Origin of the sequence: Kineococcus aridisoli (assembly GCF_050871885.1) — a bacterium.
Classification (GTDB): Bacteria; Actinomycetota; Actinomycetes; order Actinomycetales; family Kineococcaceae; genus Kineococcus.
In genome coordinates this window covers 1-17654 of the sequence record NZ_JBJLSF010000006.1, presented here as the reverse complement: position 1 = coordinate 17654, position 17654 = coordinate 1, and the positions used below count along the sequence as shown (strand labels likewise).

The following is a 17654-nucleotide window of genomic DNA, read 5'->3' as shown; positions in this document are numbered from 1 at the left end:
GACGGTCGGTGACCTGCATGGCTGCGGGACGCCTGCCCTCGACCTGCGGCTGCGTGGCCGGCAGGACCTCAGACCGCCGGTGGTGCGAGGACGCACCCCAGTCCGGAAGGACCTCCGATGCTCCGATCGACCTCTCGCGCCCTCGCGGCCCTCGCCCTCACGGGCACCCTCGCCATCACCGCCTGCGGAGGAGGCAGCGAGGACACCGCCGCCGAGAGCGGCGGCACCGTCACGATGTGGGCGCGCGCCGCCACGTCCAGCCAGAGCCAGGCCCTGGTCGACGCCTACAACGCCTCGCACGAGACGCAGGTGCAGCTGACCGTCGTCCCCACCGACAACTACCTGCAGAAGGTCGGCGTGGCCGCCGGATCGCAGGACTTGCCGTGCCTGCTGGCCTCCGACGTCGTCTACGCGCCGGACTTCATCTCCAAGAACCTGTTCCAGGACCTCACCGACCGGATCGACGCCCTGCCCTTCGCCGGCGACCTGGCTCCCGCCCACATGGAGCAGGGAACCGTCGACGGTGCCAAGCACGTCCTGCCGCACACCATCGGCATGTCCGCGGTGTTCCAGAACGACGTGCTCCTGCAGCGCGCCGGCATCGACCCCGCCGCTCCGGTCACCACCCTGCGCCAGCTGGCCGAGAACGCCACGAAGGTCGCCGCCCTCGGCCCGGACGTCACCGGCCTGTACTTCACCGGCAACAACGGCGGCAGCATCGCCTTCACCCACTTCCCGACGGTGTGGGCCTCGGGCGGGGAAATCCTGTCCGAGGACGGCGAGTCCGCGACCCTGGACGATCCGCAGACCGCTGCGGCGTTCCAGGTGTTCAACGACCTGTTCAAGGCCGGTGTCGTGCCGGACAGCGCCCGCAACGAGACCGGCGCCACCCGCAACGAGGTGTTCGCCGGCGGGAACGTCGGCTACATGCTGGCCAGCAACTCGGTCCTGGAGACCGTCGACGAGACCGACCAGCTCAAGATCGGCGTCCAGGGCATCCCCGGCGTCGACGGCGGCGTCAGCACCTTCGTCGGCGGCGACGTCATCGGCATCTCCTCCTCGTGCGAGCAGGCCGACGCCGCGTGGGACTTCCTGGAGTGGTCCGTCGGCGACCAGGCGCAGGTCCAGGTCTACGCCAAGGCCCACCAGCTGACCGTGCGCACCGACCTGGCGACGAACGAGTTCTCCGCCGAGGACCCGCGCGTGCAGATGTTGAACGAACTCGTCGCGCAGGGGCAGACGCCGTCCTCCACGAAGTTCGGGCAGACCTTCAACGACCCGCAGGGACCGTGGCTGGCCGTCGCCCGCGACGCGCTGTTCGGCGACGCCCCGGCCGCCCAGTCGCTGGCCGCCGGCCAGAACTCCGTCACCGAGTCGCTGGCGCCCTGATGGCCGTGATCCCGGCATCGGCGCCAGGCGTCCAGGCCCGCGCGGCCGGTCCCGACCCCTCGGCCCGGGCGCGTCGCCGGCGTTCGCTCGTCGGACTGGGCTACGCCCTGCCCACCGCCCTGGTCGTCGTCCTGCTCTTCGCGCTGCCGCTGGTGCTGTCGGTGTGGATGTCGCTCAACGACTGGCCGCTTATCGGCGAACGCTCGTTCAACGCTCCGGAGAACTACACCGCGATCGGCGACAACGAGCTCTTCTTGTCCTCGATCTGGTTCACCGTGAAGTACACGGTCGTCGTGACCGTCCTGTACTTCGTCACGGCGCTGGGACTGGCGCTGCTGGTCCAGCAGTCTCGCCCGCTCGTGGGATTCTTCCGCACGGCGTTCTTCCTGCCGGCCGTCGTCGGGCTGGCCTCGGCCTCGCTGCTGTTCTACGCCCTGTACAACAACGACTTCGGGCCCGTGGACGACGTGCTGCGGGCCGTCGGCCTGGCCTCAGGCGACGTCGACTTCCTGGGCCAGCCGGACAACGCGTTCGCCTCGACCGTGGTCATGGTGACGTGGCGCTTCGCCGGGTTCAACATGCTGATCCTGCTCACCGGCCTGCAGGCGATCTCGCCGGATGTGTACGAGGCCGCCCGCATGGACGGTGCGAACTGGTGGCAGACGTTGCGCTCGATCACCTTGCCGCTGCTGCGGCCCACGATCGCGCTGATGCTCATCCTCAGCGTCACCGGTTCGCTGCTGGCCTTCGAGCCGTTCTACGTCCTGACCGCCGGTGGGCCGAGCAACAGCACCGTGACGATGGTCATGGCCATGTTCCGCGAGGCGTTCACCCTCTTCGACCTTGGTGCGGCCGCCGCGCTGGCCCTCGTGCTGCTGGTCGTCCTTGTCCTGCTCAACGTCCTGCAGTTCCTGCTCGTCAAGAAGGGCGACGACTGATGGCAGTCCTCACCGCCGGTCCCCGGGTCCGCTCCCGGGGTAAGCAGACCCGCCCCCGGGGTGGAAGGGTCCGCTCGGTCGCCTACTACAGCACGACGTCCGTCCTGGCGGTCCTGTTCATCAGCCCGCTGGTGTGGTCGCTGTTCAGTTCCGTGCACGGCCCCCGCGCCACCGGTGGTGCAGGCGGCTACGGAGTGGACAACTACCGTCGCCTCGTCGAGTACGGCGAGGGGCTGGGCGTCTACGCCTGGAACAGCATCGTCATCTCGGTGCTCACCGTCGTCGGCGTCCTGATCGTGACGGTGCTCGGCGGGTACGCGTTCGCCCGGTTCTCCTTCCCCGGCAAGAACGTGCTGTTCCTCGGCACCCTGGCGATCCTCATGATCCCGCACCCGACGATCCTCATCCCGCTGTACGAGATCCTGCGGACCGTCGGTCTGCAGAACTCCCTCGCCGGCGTCGCGCTGGTCATGGTGATGTTCCAGCTGCCGTTCTCGCTGTTCATGATGCGCAACGCCTTCGAGGCTCTTCCCAAGGAGCTGGAGGAGGCCGCGATGTTGGACGGTTGCTCGTCCTTCGGGGCGCTGGTGCGCATCCTGCTGCGGGCCGTCGGCCCCGCGATGATCACCGTCGGCCTGTTCGCCTTCCTCGCCTCCTGGAACGAGTTCATCGCACCGCTGATCTTCCTGTCCGAGGGGTCGAAGTTCACCTTGCCGGTCGCGCTGGTCAGCCTGCGTTCCGGTGAGCTGGGCGCCATCGACCTCGGCGCCCTGCAGGCCGGCATCGTCGTCACCGCCATCCCCTGCCTCATCCTCTTCCTGCTGCTGCAGCGCCACTACGTCCGCGGCGCCACCGCCGGCGCCGTCCGCGGCTGAAGCGCACCGACACCCTTCCTGGAGCACCGCCATGTCTAAAACAGCCCCGCGCGCCGTTCCCGTCCAGCCACGGCGCGGCCGGTTGCAGCCCCTCGCACTCGACCAGGCCGCCGTCACCGGCGGGTTCTGGGCGCACATGCAGCAGCTGAACCGCGACGCCGTCATCCCGCACTGCGACGAGTCCCTCGAGAAGGTTGGCTGGATCGGCAACGTCCGCGCCGCGGTCGAGGGCACCCTCGCCACCGAGCGGGTGGGGCGGCTCTTCACCGACTCCGAAATCTACAAGCTCATGGAGGGCATGGCCTGGGAGCAGGCCCGCACCCCCTCCCCGCAGCTGCAGGAGCGCCTGCGCGAGCTCACCACCCTGCTCGCCGCCGCCCAGCAGGAAGACGGGTACCTCAACACCTTCTACGGCTACGAGGGTGGGCCGGCCCGCTACAGCGACCTGGAGTGGGGCCACGAGCTGTACTGCGCGGGCCACCTGCTGCAGGCCGCCGTCGCGATGCTGCGCACGGGCGTCGACGACGGGATGGCGACGATCGCCCGGGCCGCCGCTGACCACGTCTGCGCAGAGTTCGCCGACGGGGCGCGCGAGGGCATCTGCGGGCACCCGGAGATCGAGACCGCGCTGGTGGAGATGTTCCGGCTCACCGGGGAAGACCGATACCTGGAGCAGGCGCGGCTGTTCGTCGAGCGCCGCGGTCACCGCTTGCTGGGCGACACCATGTACGGCGGGCGCGACTACTACCAGGACAACGTCCCCGTGCGTAAGGCCGAGGTCCTCGTCGGGCACGCCGTGCGGGCGCTGTACCTGACCGCCGGCGTCATCGATGTCGCCGTCGAGACCGGGGACGAAGAACTCCTGGCGGCGGCGAAGCGCCAGTACGAGCGGACCCTGCAGCGGCGCACCTACCTGCACGGCGGCATGGGCTCCTACCACCACGGCGAGGCCTACGGCGCCGACTTCGAGCTGCCCGCCGACCGCGCCTACGCCGAGACCTGCGCCGGCATCGCCTCCATCATGGTCGCCTGGCGACTGCTGCTGGCCACCGGTGAAGAGCACTACGCCGACGTCATCGAGCGTACCCTGCACAACGTGGTCGCCGCCTGCCCCAGCGAGGACGGGCAGGCCTTCTTCTACGTCAACACCCTGCACCGGCGCACCCCGGGGATCGAGCCCGAGCCGGGAGTGCCGAGCCTGCGCCGCACCGACGGCCGTCGCGCCTCCTGGTTCACCACCTCCTGCTGCCCCACCAACGTCGCCCGCACCCTGGCCAGCCTCGGCGGCTACCTGGCCACCAGCGACGAGGACGGTCTGCAGGTGCACCTGTACGCCACCGCCACCCTCCGCGCGGAGCTGCCCGGGCGCGGAACGGTGGCGGTGCAGGTGCACACCGACTACCCCCGCGACGGTCTGGTGCGCCTGCAGGTCACCCAGAGCGTGCCCGGCCCCTGGACGCTGTCGCTGCGCGTGCCCGGCTGGAGCGGCACCACCTCCATCACCGGAGCCGCCGGCGACATCGACGCCGAGCCCGGCCGGGCGCAGCTGACCCGCGACTGGGCGGTGGGCGATGAGGTGGTGCTGCACCTGGACTGCGCTCCCCGCCTCGTGCGCGCCGACCCCCGCGTGGATGCGGTGCGCGGGTGCGTGGCCATCGAGTGCGGCCCGCTGCTCTACTGCGCCGAGTCCGTCGACCAGCCCGATGTGGACCTGGACCTGATCACGGTCGATGCCGCCGCCGGCCCGTCGCTGGAGGAGGGAGTCGTGCGGCTGCCGGCGTGGAGCACCAGCGCACCCGAGCACTCCTGGCCCGACGCCTCGTTGCAGTCGAAGGAACACGCGCCGGGCCGCGCCGTGGACCTGCTGCTGACTCCGTACCACCGGTGGGCCAACCGCGGCCCGTCCACGATGCGGGTCTGGCTCCCGCACGCCTGAGTGCTGGAGGCACCATGCTGCTGCACCCCCCCGCTACTGCACCCATCGGTGATGTGCCTGACCGGTGGTGCACGCTGGAGCAGCCCGGCGCCGCTGAGCCACGTGCTCCTTCCTCGTGTGCTCAGACCCTGGGCGTGCCAGGTGGAGTGGGCCAGGTGGTGAGGGCGGCCGCGGGCAGATCCAGCAACCAGCTCTCCAGCTCATCGTCGAGGTGGGCATCGAAGGCGAAGCCGAAGGTGGTCAGCAGCCTCTTACTGGGCTGGTTGCGGATGTGCACGCGGCCTTCGAGCAGCAGGTCACCATCCGCATCGCGTGCCGCGGTCGCGACCACCTGCTCGAGGGTGGCCTGCAGCATCCGGCGGGCGACGGCCCCGCTGCCCGGTGAAGCGCCCCGCCCCGCCGAAGGCGCTCCTCGGCTGCGGTGGCGCACGGACACGGCCAGGGCTTGGAGCAGGACGCGGCCGGGCTCGATGAGCAGGTAGGCGCTCATCGCCGCGATCTGCTCGTCCTCGTCCTGCTCGTCTTCGTCCAAGGCGATCAGCAGGCGCTCGCCGGGGCGTTGGCGCCAGCTGCGCAGGTAGGACTGCACGTCCAGCTCCCACTCGCGCGGGTGGCGTGCTCCCACGCCGGGGATGTAGGTGCGCCTGGGTGGCTCGGTGCACACGAATCGATCGCGTCGGCGGCGGTCCAGGCGGGGGGAGTAGTCCCGGAAGGTGAGCGCTGGGGCGGCTCGGCCTGCAGGAGGACTCAAGGGATGGCCCGGGGGATGGTCTGGGGGTGGTGCAGGGCCGTCACCGGGTCAGGATGCCAGCCGGCATCCCGCTGGCCGTCGCCGACTGCTGGCGACCATCGCCACCCGTTGCCGACCGGTGATGATGCCGCCTCGGGTTGGGCTGCCAGGCGCGGGAGTCAGGCCGGGCGGCGCTCAGCGGCACCTGAGGGGGAATGCAGCTCAGGCAGAGTGGCGGCTGACGCGGCGAGCCAGGATGCGGGCGCGCTGAGCATCCAGCTGCTCACGCGTCGGCGCTGTGGCGGCGGTACGTGCGTAGCGCTCAGCGCGCTCGCTGCGCTCTTCATCGGTGAGTCCATCGGTGCCCAGCGGAGCCTGGCTGGCGGGTTCGGGGAGGGGATGGGTGGTGTGGTGAGCGGCCATGGTGTCCTCCTCGAGGTCGTCGCCGGTCATCGAGTGATCTTGCCGCGGACGGGCCTGCTAGAGCTCACCGGCGCATCCGCTGACAGCGTACGCCGATTGATGCCCGTGGTGGCGGGTGAGCGCCGCTGACAAGCGCCATGAACGATGGGGCTCGAAGCGCCGGCGACTGATGACTGGCGCCTGCCGCAGCTGATGTCTGGACCCACTCAGAGCTCGGGCACGCAGGGTCCGGTGCCGAGGGCGGCCAGGCCGCTGAGGTCACCAGCGGCGTAGTCGAGCACGCCGGTGGTTTGCGGGTACATCAGCTGGGCGGGGTCCTCGGTGTGGGCCAGGCCCACCAGGTGGGCCAGCTCGTGCTGGAAGACCGCGCGCACCAGCTCCTCCCCTCCGGGGTGGGTGAGGGCGTCGGTGACTTGGGCGGCGTCGACCTCGACGCTGCCAGAGACGTACACGTCGATGGGGGCGCCCGGGCGGCCCAGCAGCTGATCGGCGGTGCTGCGCTGGGTGGCGGTCACGCCGGTGGAGCCGGCTTGGGCGATGACGGCGGCGGCGATGTCGGGCACTTCGGCGGCGCTGACGTAGGTGATGAGCTACGGCGCCCAGCGCTCGCCGTAGCGCTCGCTCTGGTAGGGCCGGCGCTGGGGTGAGGGGGCTTCGGTGGTGGCGCCGTCGTCGATGAAGCGCAGGCCGGTGGCGGCGCTGACGCGGGCGATGGCCTGCTGCATGAGCTGCTGAGCGCCGGTGGGGGCGCCGTCGGGGCGGGTGACGTAGTGGATGGGCCGGCAGGGCTTCCACGCCACCGGGGTGCCGGCTCTACCCGCGTTGTCGGCGGTGGCGTCGGCTTGGGTGCGCATCGGGCGCAGGCGTCGCTGGACTGCAGCAGGGGCGCGGGCTGGCCCAGCGGGGTGTCGGCGGACTCGTGCCCAGGGGTGGGCACCTGCCGGCCATGGGCGGCGGGTGCCCACCTGCGGCGCCCGCTGCGGTACTCGCGGTGCCGAGACCCGCGAGCTGGCCGGTGCTCTGCGCCCACACCGCAGTGGCGACGACTGCCGTCACCAGGGCAGCGGCTATCAGCCGTCGACCCGAGCGCGAGCCCCGGCGCCGGCGGGCCCGCCGGCTGCCTCGCATCCAGCCACGGGTGCTGGCCTCGGCGGCGGTGCTGGCGGCGGTGTTGACGGCATCACCGCGCCAGGAGGAGGGCTGCTGGGACGGCCGACGGCTTCGTCCATCGCCCATTGGGGGATGCGCCCGCTGCTGGAGCGGCGAACCGCACCACCTGAACCGGCAGCGGCTGGCGTTGCAGCGCCTGCTGAGTCCTGCCTGCTGCTGCGGGCACCCCGCTGGGACGGGCTGTCGGGCACTCTGGCTCTCCGCTGTCGATTCCTGGTGATGGAGCGATTGCTGGTGGTGAGGTTGCCCCGCGCTCGAGCGAAGGCGGCGCTTCCGTAGCGCATCGACACCGTCGTGGTGGCCTTGAGCACTGATCACCTGGATGGGCGCCGCCCCTGGTCTCGGAAGACGGCGGTGGAGGGTCGGGAGCAGCGCACACCTGGCCGGGTGGAACGAGCCGGGTAGCTGTGACGGCACCGACAGGAGGATTGTCTTCCCGAGCGGCTGGGCGGGTCGTATAGGCAGGGCCTGGAGCAGGTTCAGCCTGGAGCAGGTCAGCTGATCGCCCTCTAGCCTGTGCTGGTGATGCGAGGTGATCAACGACGGCCACGATCTTCAACCAGGCTGGAGAGGGCGGCGCGGAGGCTTCCTCAACATCCTGTTGCGCGGCGCGCACGTGCAGCGGCTACCGTCACGATCGCCGCCGGAGCGTTGCTCTCGGGCTGTGCACCTTCAACCGCCGAGCCGGCTCTCCCGACTGCCAGCGTCACCTCCACGACTCCCTCATCCGCAGGGTCATCGGTGGGGTCGCCGGCGCACGCTGAGCCCTTCACTGTAGTGGAATCCGGCTACACCAGCACACCCCTCACCCCCGGCACCCCCGGCACGGCAGAGGGAGTGTTCCTGCACTGGGCTGCGCTGCTGAACAACCCCAACACCAGCCACTACGGCGCCTTCCCCGTCATCACGGTGACCGCCCGCGATGCCGGTGGGCAGGTGCTGGCCACCCAGCAGCAGACGCTGAACGCGCTGCCGCCGGGCGCGGACATCGCCTGGGCCGGCCTGCTGCAGGCGCCGGAGCAGCCGACCGCGGTGGAGGTCACCTACGCGGCCGTGGACTGGTACCCGACCAAGACCACTGCCGCCGACTACCCACCCTTCACCGCCAGCGGCGTCCAGCGGAGCGGCGATGCATACTCCCGTCAGGTGGTGGGGGAGCTGATCAACCCCTACCCGGCGGCGGTGGGCTCGATGGCGATCACGGCGCTGTACCGCGATGGTGACGGCAGGCTGTTGACCGGCGCCACCGGCTACGTCGATGCCCTCCCCGCCGCGGGCACCCTGCCCTTCTCCGTCATGGACATCACCGGCCTGGCCCAGCAGCCCGCCGGCATCGAGGTGCACGCCATGCCCTGGGGCGGCTCGCCACAGGAGTGGAACACCCTGGCCGGCGCCTGAGCGCCCTCGCCGCCTCTCCGTGGCCTCCAGAGGACGGTCAGTGCCGCCGGGCGCTATGCCGCACGCGTTCGAGCGGTGGGCCGGACACCTGTACCCCGCTCTTGGTGATCGTAGCGGCGTGGGTAGGTGACAGACCGTTCTGTCACCCAGCCATACCGCGCTGGCGGACGGCGTGAGTGCCGTGCCCCGGCCGTGCGCTGGCTGTGCCAGCCGTCGCCCGCCGCTCCGCAGGGGTGAGCTCTCGCTGTGAGGGCTCACCCACCGCGGGTGCGTCAGCAGCGCGGGTACAGGCCCCACTGGGAGTAGTTGGGATCGCGCGGGTACAGGTCCGCGAAGGCACCGTTCTCGGGCGTGCTCCAGATGATGCCGCCCTGGAACTCTTGAACGTCGGAGTACCCCTCGTAGCTGTAGGGCTCGGTGAGGGGGAAGCCCAGGCAGCCGTGCTCGTAGCCGTTGCGGCCGTACACGCTCAGGAAGATGCCGCTGACCACCTGCGGGGACAGGCCCGGCGCCCAGTACATGGTGCCGCCCTGGTAGCTCTGGTAGACGCCGCCGTCGCGGGTGCGGACCTCCTGGGAGGTGGGGTAGCCCAGCTCGCCGTTCTCGTAGCCGTGGGCGGCGTACAGGCCGCGGAAGGAGCCGGTGACCGAGTGGGTGCCGGTGGCCGGGCTCCAGTACAGCACTCCGCCTTCGAAGACCTGGAAGACGCCGCCGCGTACCGGCACCTCCTGGGTCATGGGGTAGCCCAGGTAGCCGTTCTCGTAGCCTTGGGAGGCGTAGAAGCGGCGGAAGTCACCGGAGAGCGAGTGCGCGCCCACGGCGGGAGACCAGTAGAAGGTGCCTCCTTGGTAGTTCTGGAAGACCCCACCGGCCTTGATGGGCACCTCACCGGAGGTGGGGTAGCCGAAGGTGCCGTTCTCGTAGCCGCTGGCCAGCCACAGCTCGCGGAAGGAGCCCGAGACGTCCCAGGCGCCGGTGCCCGGGCTCCAGTAGATCGCGCCGCGCTGGAAGGTGGTGAAGCGTCCGGTGCTGCGCTCGGTGGGCTCCTCGCAGGAGGTGGGCTGCCCCAGCTTGCCGGCGGCCCCACCGAGCTGGTCGTAGCGGGCGCTGATGCTGCCGTAGACACAGTTTTCGGCCGCGCTCGCCGTGGAGGCTGCGGCGCGTGCGTGCGTGGCGCCGGCTGTGCTGGTGGCGTCGGCGGGGGTGGCTGCGGTGAGCAGCGTGGCTCCTGCGGTGATGACCGTGGCCGCTGACGCGGCGATCGATGCGAGTAGTCGACGCACCTGTGTTCCTCTCCGTCGCCGGCCGGAGCCATCGCCGACCGCGCGCAGAACATACCCATCCTCAGGGACCGCTCGGAGGCTGATCGGCTGCTTCTGAGCGTGTTGCGTGCCTGCAGTCGCCTCCCGCCGACGGCACTGACCCCCTGAAGGGGGTTGGTGCTGCCGCGTCATGCCGGCCGGAGTGCCGGAGTGCCGGAGTGTCGGGGTGTCGGGGTGTCGGGGTGTCGGGGTGTCGGGGTGCCGGGCGCTGACGGTGGCTGCTGCACCTGCCACGCCCGCTGATCCAGCACATGATCTGAGGCTGGCGAACCGTTGACAGCCGGGATGACTACGTAGACACTCGATGCGGACGGGCACTCATCGACGACGAGGAGGGGGTCCGGTGAACACCAGCACATCAGCGTCCCCCGAAGTGGTTCCCGCAGCGGCCTCGAGCACCGCGCCGGGTGGCGAGCCGCAACCGGGCTCCCCTCAGCCGGGCTCGCCGCAGTCTCGCCGTGCCTCCGGCGTGGAGGTGGCGCGACGCGCGGGCGTCTCGCAGAAGACCGTCTCCCGCGTCGTCAACGGCGAACCCAACGTCTCCGACGACGTCCGCCGGCGGGTCCTGCGTGCCGCCGAGGAACTGGGCTACCGCCCCAACTCCGCCGCACGCGCCCTGCTCACCGGCCGCAGCCGACGACTGGGCGTCGTCTGGCTCGGCTCGGCGTTGTACGGACCCTCACACATGCTCGTCACCCTCGAGCACGCCGCCCGGGCACAGGGCTACTCCTTGAGCCTGTCGGCCAGCGGTCCCGCCGGACAGACCCAGGCAGCCGTCGACGCGCTCCTGGCCCAGGGCGTCGACGGCATCGTCATCGACGAACCCGTCGACGACCACCCGCTGCTCACCGGCTCCTCACCCGTCCCCGTGATGAGCCTGGGCTGGTCCAGAGCCGACGCCGACGCCTCGATCGAGGTCGCCGGCCAGGACTGGCGCCCACCGATCACCGAAGCGGTGCAGCACCTGCTCCAGCTGGGTCACTCGACGGTCCACCACATCAGCGGTCCCCTCACCTGGTGGACGGCCCGCGACCGGCGTGACGCATGGCGCGAAGCCCTCCTGGCAGCGCAAAGACCCTGTCCTCCCTCGCTGCCGGGTGACTGGAGCGCCGCCTCCGGCTACCGGGCAGCGCGACACCTGCTGGAGGACTCCTCAGTGAGCGCCATCTTCTGCGCCAACGACGAGATGGCGATCGGAGCCATCCGAGCCGCCGTCGAAGCGGGCCTGCAGGTCCCGAAGGATGTCAGCGTCATCGGCTTGGACGACATCCCCGCCGCGGAGTTCCTCAACCCACCCCTTTCGACCATCCGACAGGAGTTCGAGGCGGTCGTCGACGTGGCCATCGCACGCCTAGTCGATCGCATCGAGGGGCGAGCGGTGCCCACTGCCACACCGTTCCCCATCGTGCCGGCCTTCATCTCCCGTGGCACGACGGCGGCACCACCCGCTCACCGCTGATCAACGCCACCCGGGCGCGACGACGGGTACCACGACGCCACGAAGGTACGACGGCACGATGACGGGAACGTCGATGAGCCGTGCCGTCGGCGTTCCAACTGGACCTCAGCCGCTTCACCGCATCCACCGCTCCTCACTCACAACACCGCACTCACAACACCTCACCCGCATTACCTGACTCCATCCCGACTCGGCAAGGACGACGATGTCGCACGACGCCAGACGACCCCCGCGCCCGGACCCGACTCCACTCCACCGGCGCAGCCTCCAGCCACCAGCAGGACTGAGCCGTCGATCAGCGCTGCAGCTGGCCGCACTGGGTGCCGGTGCATCACTACTGGCCGCGTGCGGGTCGAAGCCGGCCGCCCCGCTGACGTCCGGCGAGGTGGCGCTGAACTTCTGGACGCACGACGAGGGGTACCAGAAGTTCTTCGAAGGGGGTATCCGCGCGGCCGACGCGGCCACCGACTTCCGCTACACCATGGACGTCACCCGCGCCGGTGCACAGGACCTGGTGACCAAGCTGCTGGCGCAAGCCGTCGCCGGCCGCGGCACCCCCGACGTCATCGGCATCGAGATCGGGCAGTTCGCCCGTCTGCAGCGCGGGGACCTCACCGAACGGCTGCTGTACGACTGGAGTGATCAGGTCGCCGCCCTCGGCGACGACCTGATCGCCGCGCGCCGGGCGCCCTACACCAAGGACGGCAAGCTCTACGCGCTGGACTCCGACACCCCCATGGTCGTCTACTACTACCGCGACGACCTGTTCACGCAGTTCGGCCTGCCCACCGAGGTCGGCAGCTGGGAGGAACTGGCGCAGGTCGGCGCCCGCGCCAAGGCCGAGCACGACATCGCCCTCGGTGTCCTGGCGGCCGGCAGTGACCTGGGCCAGATCGTGCAGGGCTATCAGATGCTGCTGCTGCAGCGCGGTGGAGCCTTCTTCGACGCCGACGAGAACCTCGTGCTCGACTCGCCCGAGGCCGTCGAGACGCTGCAGTTCGTCGTCGACGGGCTGAGCAGCGGGTGGATCACGACCGTCAACGACTTCTACGGCGCCAGCGTCCAGGCCGGGTTGAAGTCCGGCAAGATCGCAGGGATGTGGATGGCCAGCTGGTACTCCGCCTTCGGCCTCAAGCCCAACGTGCCCGAGCAAGCCGGGCAGTGGCGGTTGCGGGCGCTGCCGACCTGGTCGGCCGGGGGCTTCGCCACCGCCGCTGCCGGCGGCACCGGGTTCGCCGCCATCGTGGACAAGGCCAACACCCAGGCCGCCGCGGACTTCATCGCCTCCACCTGGATCACTCCCGAGGGGCAGGTCCGCCGCTTTCAGGAACTGACCTACCTGCCCACCCTGCGCTCGGTCTTCGACTCACCCGAGCTCGAGGTCGCCGATGAGTACTTCGGCGGCCAGCAGGTCATCGACGTCTACCGCACCATCGTCGACGACGTCCCGGACTACTACCAGAGCCCCGACTCATCCATCCTCACCGACGTCCTGTCCGGCCACCTCATCAGCGCCTACCGCGGCGATGAGAGCCCGGCTGAGGCGATCAAGGGCGCCGCCGAGGACTTCGCCAACCAGGCAGGGAGGTGATCGCGGTGGCCACGCAGGAGACCCTCCCGGCGCCGACGAGCACACGCACCAGGGCGCCGCACCCGCGCAGCACCACCACTACCCGTGCGCCGTACGCATTCATCGCACCCTTCTACGTCCTGTTCGTGCTGTTCATGCTCGTCCCGATCATCGCCTCCATCTACCTCAGCCTCACCAGCTGGGTCGGGCTCGGGACCCCGGAGTGGGTGGGCCTGCGCAACTACGCCAACCTGTTCACCGACTCCAGCTTTCGCAAGGCCCTGGTCAACACGTTGGTCTACGTCGCGGTGGCCGTCGTCGTCATCGTTCCCGTCTCGCTGCTGCTGGCCACGGCCCTCAACAGCCGCGGCCTGCGAGCGCGCGACGCCTTCCGCGCGACGTACTTCGTGCCAATGGTGGTCTCGCCCATCATCGTCGCGCTGATTTTCAGCCTCGTCTTCGACCGCAACTACGGGCTGGCGAACTCGGTGCTGCAGGCCCTGTTCGGCATCGGCGGCATCGACTGGCTGGGCGATCCGACGATCGCGAAGGTCGCCATCTGCCTGGTCATGCTCTGGCGCTGGGCGGGCTACCTGACGATCTTCTTCCTGGCCGGGCTGCAGAACGTGCCCAAGGAGCTGTACGAGGCCGCGGCCCTGGACGGGGCCGGCTGGTGGCGCAGCTTCACCTCGGTGACGCTGCCCGCCCTCAAGCCGGTCACCGCGTTCGTCGCCGTCACCTCCTTCATCTCGGCGGCGCAGATCTTCGACGAGCCGTTCCTGCTCACTCAGGGCGGCCCCAGCGACCAGACGTTGTCGGTGGCGATGTTCATCTTCCGCGCGGCCTTCCAGCGCCAGCAGTTCGGGTACGCGGCGGCCGCAGGCGTCGTGCTCTTCGTCGTGGTGTTCCTCGTCAGCCAGGGCTTCAACCGGCTGCTCGGCATCGGGAGGTCCTCGTGAGCACGTCCACCCTTTCGCGTGACGCCTCGGCGCCGGTGGCGGTGCGCCGCCCACGGCCCCGCACCGGCCGCGTCCTGCTCTACCTCGCGCTGACCGCGCTGGCACTGGCCTTCGTGGCGCCCCTGCTGTGGGCGCTGTCGGGCTCCTTCAAAGACCGCGGGGACATCTTCTCCGTCCCGGTGCGGCTGCTGCCCGCGGACCCGACGCTGGAGAACTACCGCAACCTGCTGACGACCCAGCCGTTCTGGGCGTGGTTCGGCGTCAGCACCCTGGTGGCGGTCATCGCCACCGTCGTGTCGGTGTTCGTCTGCGCGATGGCCGGCTTCGGCTTCGCCAAGTACACCTTCCGCGGCAAGCAGGTGCTGTTCTCGCTGATGTTCAGCTCCCTGTCCATCCCGTTCGCGGTGATCCTCGTCCCGCTGTTCGTCCTGCTCGTCAAGGCCGGGCTCGGCAACCCGTGGTTCGCGCTCATCGTGCCGTGGGTCGCACCCGCGTTCGGGATCTTCATGATGCAGCAGTACATCGTGCAGTCCGTGCCCGACGACATCCTGGAAGCCGCCCGCATCGACGGCTGCAGCGAGCTGCGCACCTTCTTGACCATCGTGCTGCCGCTGCTGCGCCCGTCCCTGGGGGCCCTGGCGGTGTGGACGTTCCTGCAGAGCTACAACAGCTTCCTGTGGCCGCTGGTCATCGTCTCCGACACCGACCGGGCCACCCTCCCGCTCGGTCTGCAGACCCTGTTCCTGTCCGAGAACCGCTCCTACGACCTCGTCCTGGCCGGATCGGTGCTCGCCACCGTCCCGACGATCCTGGTCTTCCTGCTCCTGCGCAAGCAGTTGCTGGAAGGTCTGGCCGCCGGCGCCGTCAAGGGCTGACCCACCACCGAGAAAGGCCCACCCGTGTACACCTCGCCCGACCGCATCCGCTTCGGCGCCGCGTACTACCACGAGTACCAGCCGGAATACCAGGACTCACCGCGGCTGAAGGAGGACCTCGACCTCATGGTCGAGGCCGGCTTCACCGTCATCCGCGTCGGGGAGTCCGTCTGGTCGACCTGGGAGCCCGAGGACGGCCGCTTCGAGCTGGACTGGCTGCAGCCGGTCCTCGACGGCGCGCACGAGCGCGCCATCGACGTAGTGCTCGGTACCCCGACCTACGCCGTCCCGCCGTGGCTGGCGCGCACCTACCCCGAGATCGCCGGCGAGGTGGCCACCGGCCGGCGCATGGGCTGGGGCGCGCGCCAGGAGGTCGACTACACCCACCCCGCCTTCCGCTTCCACGCCGAGCGCATCATCCGGGCGATCGCCGCCCGCTACGCCGACCACCCGGCCGTCGTCGGCTTCCAGGTCGACAACGAACCGGGCATGCAGCTGTTCCACAACCACGGCGTCTTCCAGCGCTTCGTCGACTCGCTGCGCCACACCTACGGAGACGTCGAGACGCTCAACCGCGAGTGGGGCCTGGTGTACTGGTCACACCGGCTCAGCACCTGGGCGGACCTGTGGACCCCGGACGGCAACGCACAACCCCAGTACGCCCTGGCCTGGCGCCGCTTCCAGGCGCAGCAGACGAGCGACTTCATCGGTTGGCAGGCCGACATCGTGCGCGAGTACGCCCGCGAGGAGCAGTTCGTCACCACCTGCATCGCCTACGACCGTCCCGCCGTGGAGGACGACGCCGTCACGCGGCGGCTGGATGTCACGGCCGGCAACCCGTACTACACCATGCAGGAGGCACTCGCCCTGCCGGCGGCCCGCCAGGAGCAGCAGAGCTGGACCACCAACGGGCTGTGGGCGCTGTACGAGTCCGCGGACCGGATGTGGAGCTCCAAGCAGTCCAACTACCTGGTCACCGAGACCGACGCGCAGGCCATCGGCATGCCGTGGGTCAACCGACCCGGCTTCGACGGGCAGTGGAAGCAGGCCGGCTGGCTGCTGGTCTCCCGCGGCGCGGACATGATCGAGTACTGGCACTGGCACACCCTGCACTTCGGAGCGGAGACCTACTGGGGTGGAGTGCTTCCGCACAGCGGCACCCCAGGACGGGTCTACCGCGAGATCGCCGAGCTCGGCGCGCAGTTGAAGGCAGCGGGCTCGCTGGTGACGGGCCTGCGCCCCGACCACGACGTCACCTTCTTGTACTCGCAGGACTCCAAGTGGTCCCAGCAGGACTTCCCGCAGCTGTCGAGCGACGGTGAAGCACCCGACCGCAGCGCCTACAAGCACATCCAGGGCGCCTTCTACCGCGGAGCCTTCCAAGCCGGAGCCCAGGGACGCCTGCTGCACGTCGGCCAGGTGCCCGCCCAGGCGAAAAGCGGAGAAGGGCTCGAGGCGTTCGTCGCCGAGAACCCGGTGCTGGTGGCAGCCGGCATCTACGTCGCCTCCGATGAGCTGCTGGGCTTCCTGATCCGCTACGCCCGGGCGGGTGGTCACCTGCTCCTGGGTCCGCGGACCGCCTACGCCGACCAGGAGAACCGCGCACGGCGCGAGAGGCAGCCGGCGCTGCTGGCGGAGGCCGCCGGTGTCTGGTACGACGAGTTCTCCAACCTGCTCACCGACCTGCCCCTGGAGGGCGAGGTCGCCGGCGGCGGCCACGGCACCCGCTGGGTGGACGGCTTGCAGCCGGTGGAGGGCACCCAGGTCCTGGCCCGCTACGTGGGGCAGCACTTCTCCCGCTGGCCGGCGGCGACGAGCAGGGCGGCCGGTCAGGGACGCATCACGGTCGTGGGCACCGTGCCGGACCCGGAGTTCTCCGAGGCGCTGTTCCGGTGGGCGGTGCCCGCAGCCGACGGGGGGTGGCGGGGGACCTCGGGGACGGTGACGGCGACGAGCGCGACGGCGCGCGACGGCTCCCGGCTGCGCTTTCTCAGCAACTGGTCCTTCGCCCCCGCCACGCTGACGCTGCCCTGCGGTGTGCGTGACGTCATCTCGAGTCAGGCGTACGCCGCGGGCAGTGAGGTGCGGTTGGGACCCTGGGATGTCCGCGTGCTGCGAGAAGACTGAGCCGGAGAACTGACCTCATTGGCTGAGCAGCGGAGGTCGGCGGCTTGGGCGGCGACGACCTCCACGCTGCCGGAGACGTCCACCGGGGTGCCGGGGCGGCCTAGCCAACGGTCAATGAGGTCGTGATGGGTGCCTCGCTGGGTGGCGCCGGCGCCGAGGGGGCCGGCGGGGGGATGACTGCGGCGGCGGTGTCAGCCGCTCGCGGTGATGTGGTGACGGGGCTGAGGCAGCTGAGGGAGAGAGGGGTCAGTGATCGCCGTGGCGGGTCGCCGAAGTGCCCCGGGAAGGCGGCTTTGGTCAGTCTTTGAGGCCGGTGACGGGTTGGCGGTGCTCTCAAAGGAAGCCCGCAAGCACCAATTGTTTGTGACTTTGCCGGGATGGGGGGGGGGGGGGCCCCCCGCCCCCCCCCCCCGTTCCTGCGCGTAAAACGGCGGGTCGTTTTTGGGTGCACCGTAGCACCACCCCACCCCGTAGAAACCGCCC

Annotated in this window: 15 protein-coding genes; 10 read left to right on the top strand and 5 right to left on the bottom strand. The window is 70.3% G+C overall.

The window, feature by feature from the left end:
* Positions 1-117: 117 nt before the first annotated feature.
* From ACRYM2_RS03060 to ACRYM2_RS03045, 4 genes are all read left to right on the top strand, one after another.
* Complete coding sequence (locus ACRYM2_RS03060; RefSeq protein ID WP_432519780.1) at positions 118-1389, top strand: ABC transporter substrate-binding protein; 1272 nt, start codon at positions 118-120, stop codon at positions 1387-1389.
* Entirely contained in the window at positions 1389-2327 is a 939-nt protein-coding gene (locus ACRYM2_RS03055) for a carbohydrate ABC transporter permease (protein ID WP_432519778.1), read from the top strand. The genes ACRYM2_RS03060 and ACRYM2_RS03055 overlap by 1 nt, the downstream gene beginning before the upstream one ends.
* Positions 2327-3202 (top strand): carbohydrate ABC transporter permease, encoded by an 876-nt coding sequence (locus tag ACRYM2_RS03050; RefSeq protein ID WP_432519777.1) that lies wholly within the window; start codon positions 2327-2329, stop codon positions 3200-3202. Before ACRYM2_RS03055 ends, ACRYM2_RS03050 begins: the two co-directional genes overlap by 1 nt.
* 82 nt (positions 3203-3284) lie before the next feature.
* Positions 3285-5138: a glycoside hydrolase family 127 protein gene (locus ACRYM2_RS03045; protein WP_432519775.1), complete on the top strand. Its 1854-nt coding sequence runs from the start codon at positions 3285-3287 to the stop codon at positions 5136-5138.
* Between the two features lie 121 nt (positions 5139-5259).
* Here ACRYM2_RS03045 and ACRYM2_RS03040 read toward each other — a convergent pair whose 3' ends face one another.
* The 4 genes from ACRYM2_RS03040 to ACRYM2_RS03025 all read right to left on the bottom strand — a co-directional run bounded on the left by ACRYM2_RS03040 (position 5260) and on the right by ACRYM2_RS03025 (position 7145).
* Entirely contained in the window at positions 5260-5727 is a 468-nt protein-coding gene (locus ACRYM2_RS03040) for a hypothetical protein (RefSeq protein WP_432519774.1), read from the bottom strand.
* A 363-nt stretch (positions 5728-6090) separates the two neighbouring features.
* Positions 6091-6321: a hypothetical protein gene (locus ACRYM2_RS03035; RefSeq protein ID WP_432519773.1), complete on the bottom strand. Its 231-nt coding sequence runs from the start codon at positions 6319-6321 to the stop codon at positions 6091-6093.
* Between the two features lie 176 nt (positions 6322-6497).
* Positions 6498-6854: a matrixin family metalloprotease gene (locus ACRYM2_RS03030; RefSeq protein ID WP_432519772.1), complete on the bottom strand. Its 357-nt coding sequence runs from the start codon at positions 6852-6854 to the stop codon at positions 6498-6500.
* 27 nt (positions 6855-6881) lie between these two features.
* Positions 6882-7145 (bottom strand): hypothetical protein, encoded by a 264-nt coding sequence (locus ACRYM2_RS03025; RefSeq protein ID WP_432519770.1) that lies wholly within the window; start codon positions 7143-7145, stop codon positions 6882-6884.
* 1093 nt (positions 7146-8238) lie between these two features.
* Between ACRYM2_RS03025 and ACRYM2_RS03020 the strand changes: the two genes are divergently transcribed.
* On the top strand, positions 8239-8859 hold the full coding sequence (locus ACRYM2_RS03020) for a hypothetical protein (RefSeq protein ID WP_432519768.1): 621 nt from the start codon (positions 8239-8241) through the stop codon (positions 8857-8859).
* Positions 8860-9131: 272 nt separating this feature from the next.
* On the opposite strand, the gene ACRYM2_RS03015 is transcribed toward ACRYM2_RS03020, so the two are convergent.
* Positions 9132-10142 (bottom strand): LGFP repeat-containing protein, encoded by a 1011-nt coding sequence (locus tag ACRYM2_RS03015; RefSeq protein WP_432519766.1) that lies wholly within the window; start codon positions 10140-10142, stop codon positions 9132-9134.
* Between the two features lie 382 nt (positions 10143-10524).
* On the opposite strand from ACRYM2_RS03015, the gene ACRYM2_RS03010 reads away from it, so the two are divergent.
* From ACRYM2_RS03010 to ACRYM2_RS02990, 5 genes are all read left to right on the top strand, one after another.
* Positions 10525-11640: a LacI family DNA-binding transcriptional regulator gene (locus tag ACRYM2_RS03010; protein ID WP_432519764.1), complete on the top strand. Its 1116-nt coding sequence runs from the start codon at positions 10525-10527 to the stop codon at positions 11638-11640.
* 385 nt (positions 11641-12025) lie between these two features.
* Positions 12026-13231, top strand: coding sequence for an extracellular solute-binding protein (locus ACRYM2_RS03005; protein WP_432519763.1), 1206 nt, complete (start codon positions 12026-12028; stop codon positions 13229-13231).
* A 5-nt stretch (positions 13232-13236) separates the two neighbouring features.
* Positions 13237-14169, top strand: coding sequence for a carbohydrate ABC transporter permease (locus tag ACRYM2_RS03000; protein ID WP_432519761.1), 933 nt, complete (start codon positions 13237-13239; stop codon positions 14167-14169).
* Positions 14166-15044 (top strand): carbohydrate ABC transporter permease, encoded by an 879-nt coding sequence (locus ACRYM2_RS02995; protein WP_432519759.1) that lies wholly within the window; start codon positions 14166-14168, stop codon positions 15042-15044. The genes ACRYM2_RS03000 and ACRYM2_RS02995 overlap by 4 nt, the downstream gene beginning before the upstream one ends.
* Positions 15045-15068: 24 nt before the next feature.
* Positions 15069-17171, top strand: a complete 2103-nt coding sequence (locus tag ACRYM2_RS02990; RefSeq protein WP_432519758.1) for a beta-galactosidase — start codon at positions 15069-15071, stop codon at positions 17169-17171.
* The last annotated feature ends 483 nt before the right edge of the window (positions 17172-17654 follow it).

Excerpts from the sequence above, each read along its gene's own strand:
- ACRYM2_RS03060 (WP_432519780.1), top strand. The coding sequence starts at position 118 with ATGCTCCGATCGACCTCTCGCGCCCTCGCGGCCCTCGCCCTCACGGGC.
- ACRYM2_RS03055 (WP_432519778.1), top strand. The coding sequence starts at position 1,389 with ATGGCCGTGATCCCGGCATCGGCGCCAGGCGTCCAGGCCCGCGCGGCC.
- ACRYM2_RS03050 (WP_432519777.1), top strand. The coding sequence starts at position 2,327 with ATGGCAGTCCTCACCGCCGGTCCCCGGGTCCGCTCCCGGGGTAAGCAG.
- ACRYM2_RS03035 (WP_432519773.1), bottom strand. The coding sequence starts at position 6,321 with ATGACCGGCGACGACCTCGAGGAGGACACCATGGCCGCTCACCACACC.
- ACRYM2_RS03025 (WP_432519770.1), bottom strand. The coding sequence starts at position 7,145 with ATGCGCACCCAAGCCGACGCCACCGCCGACAACGCGGGTAGAGCCGGC.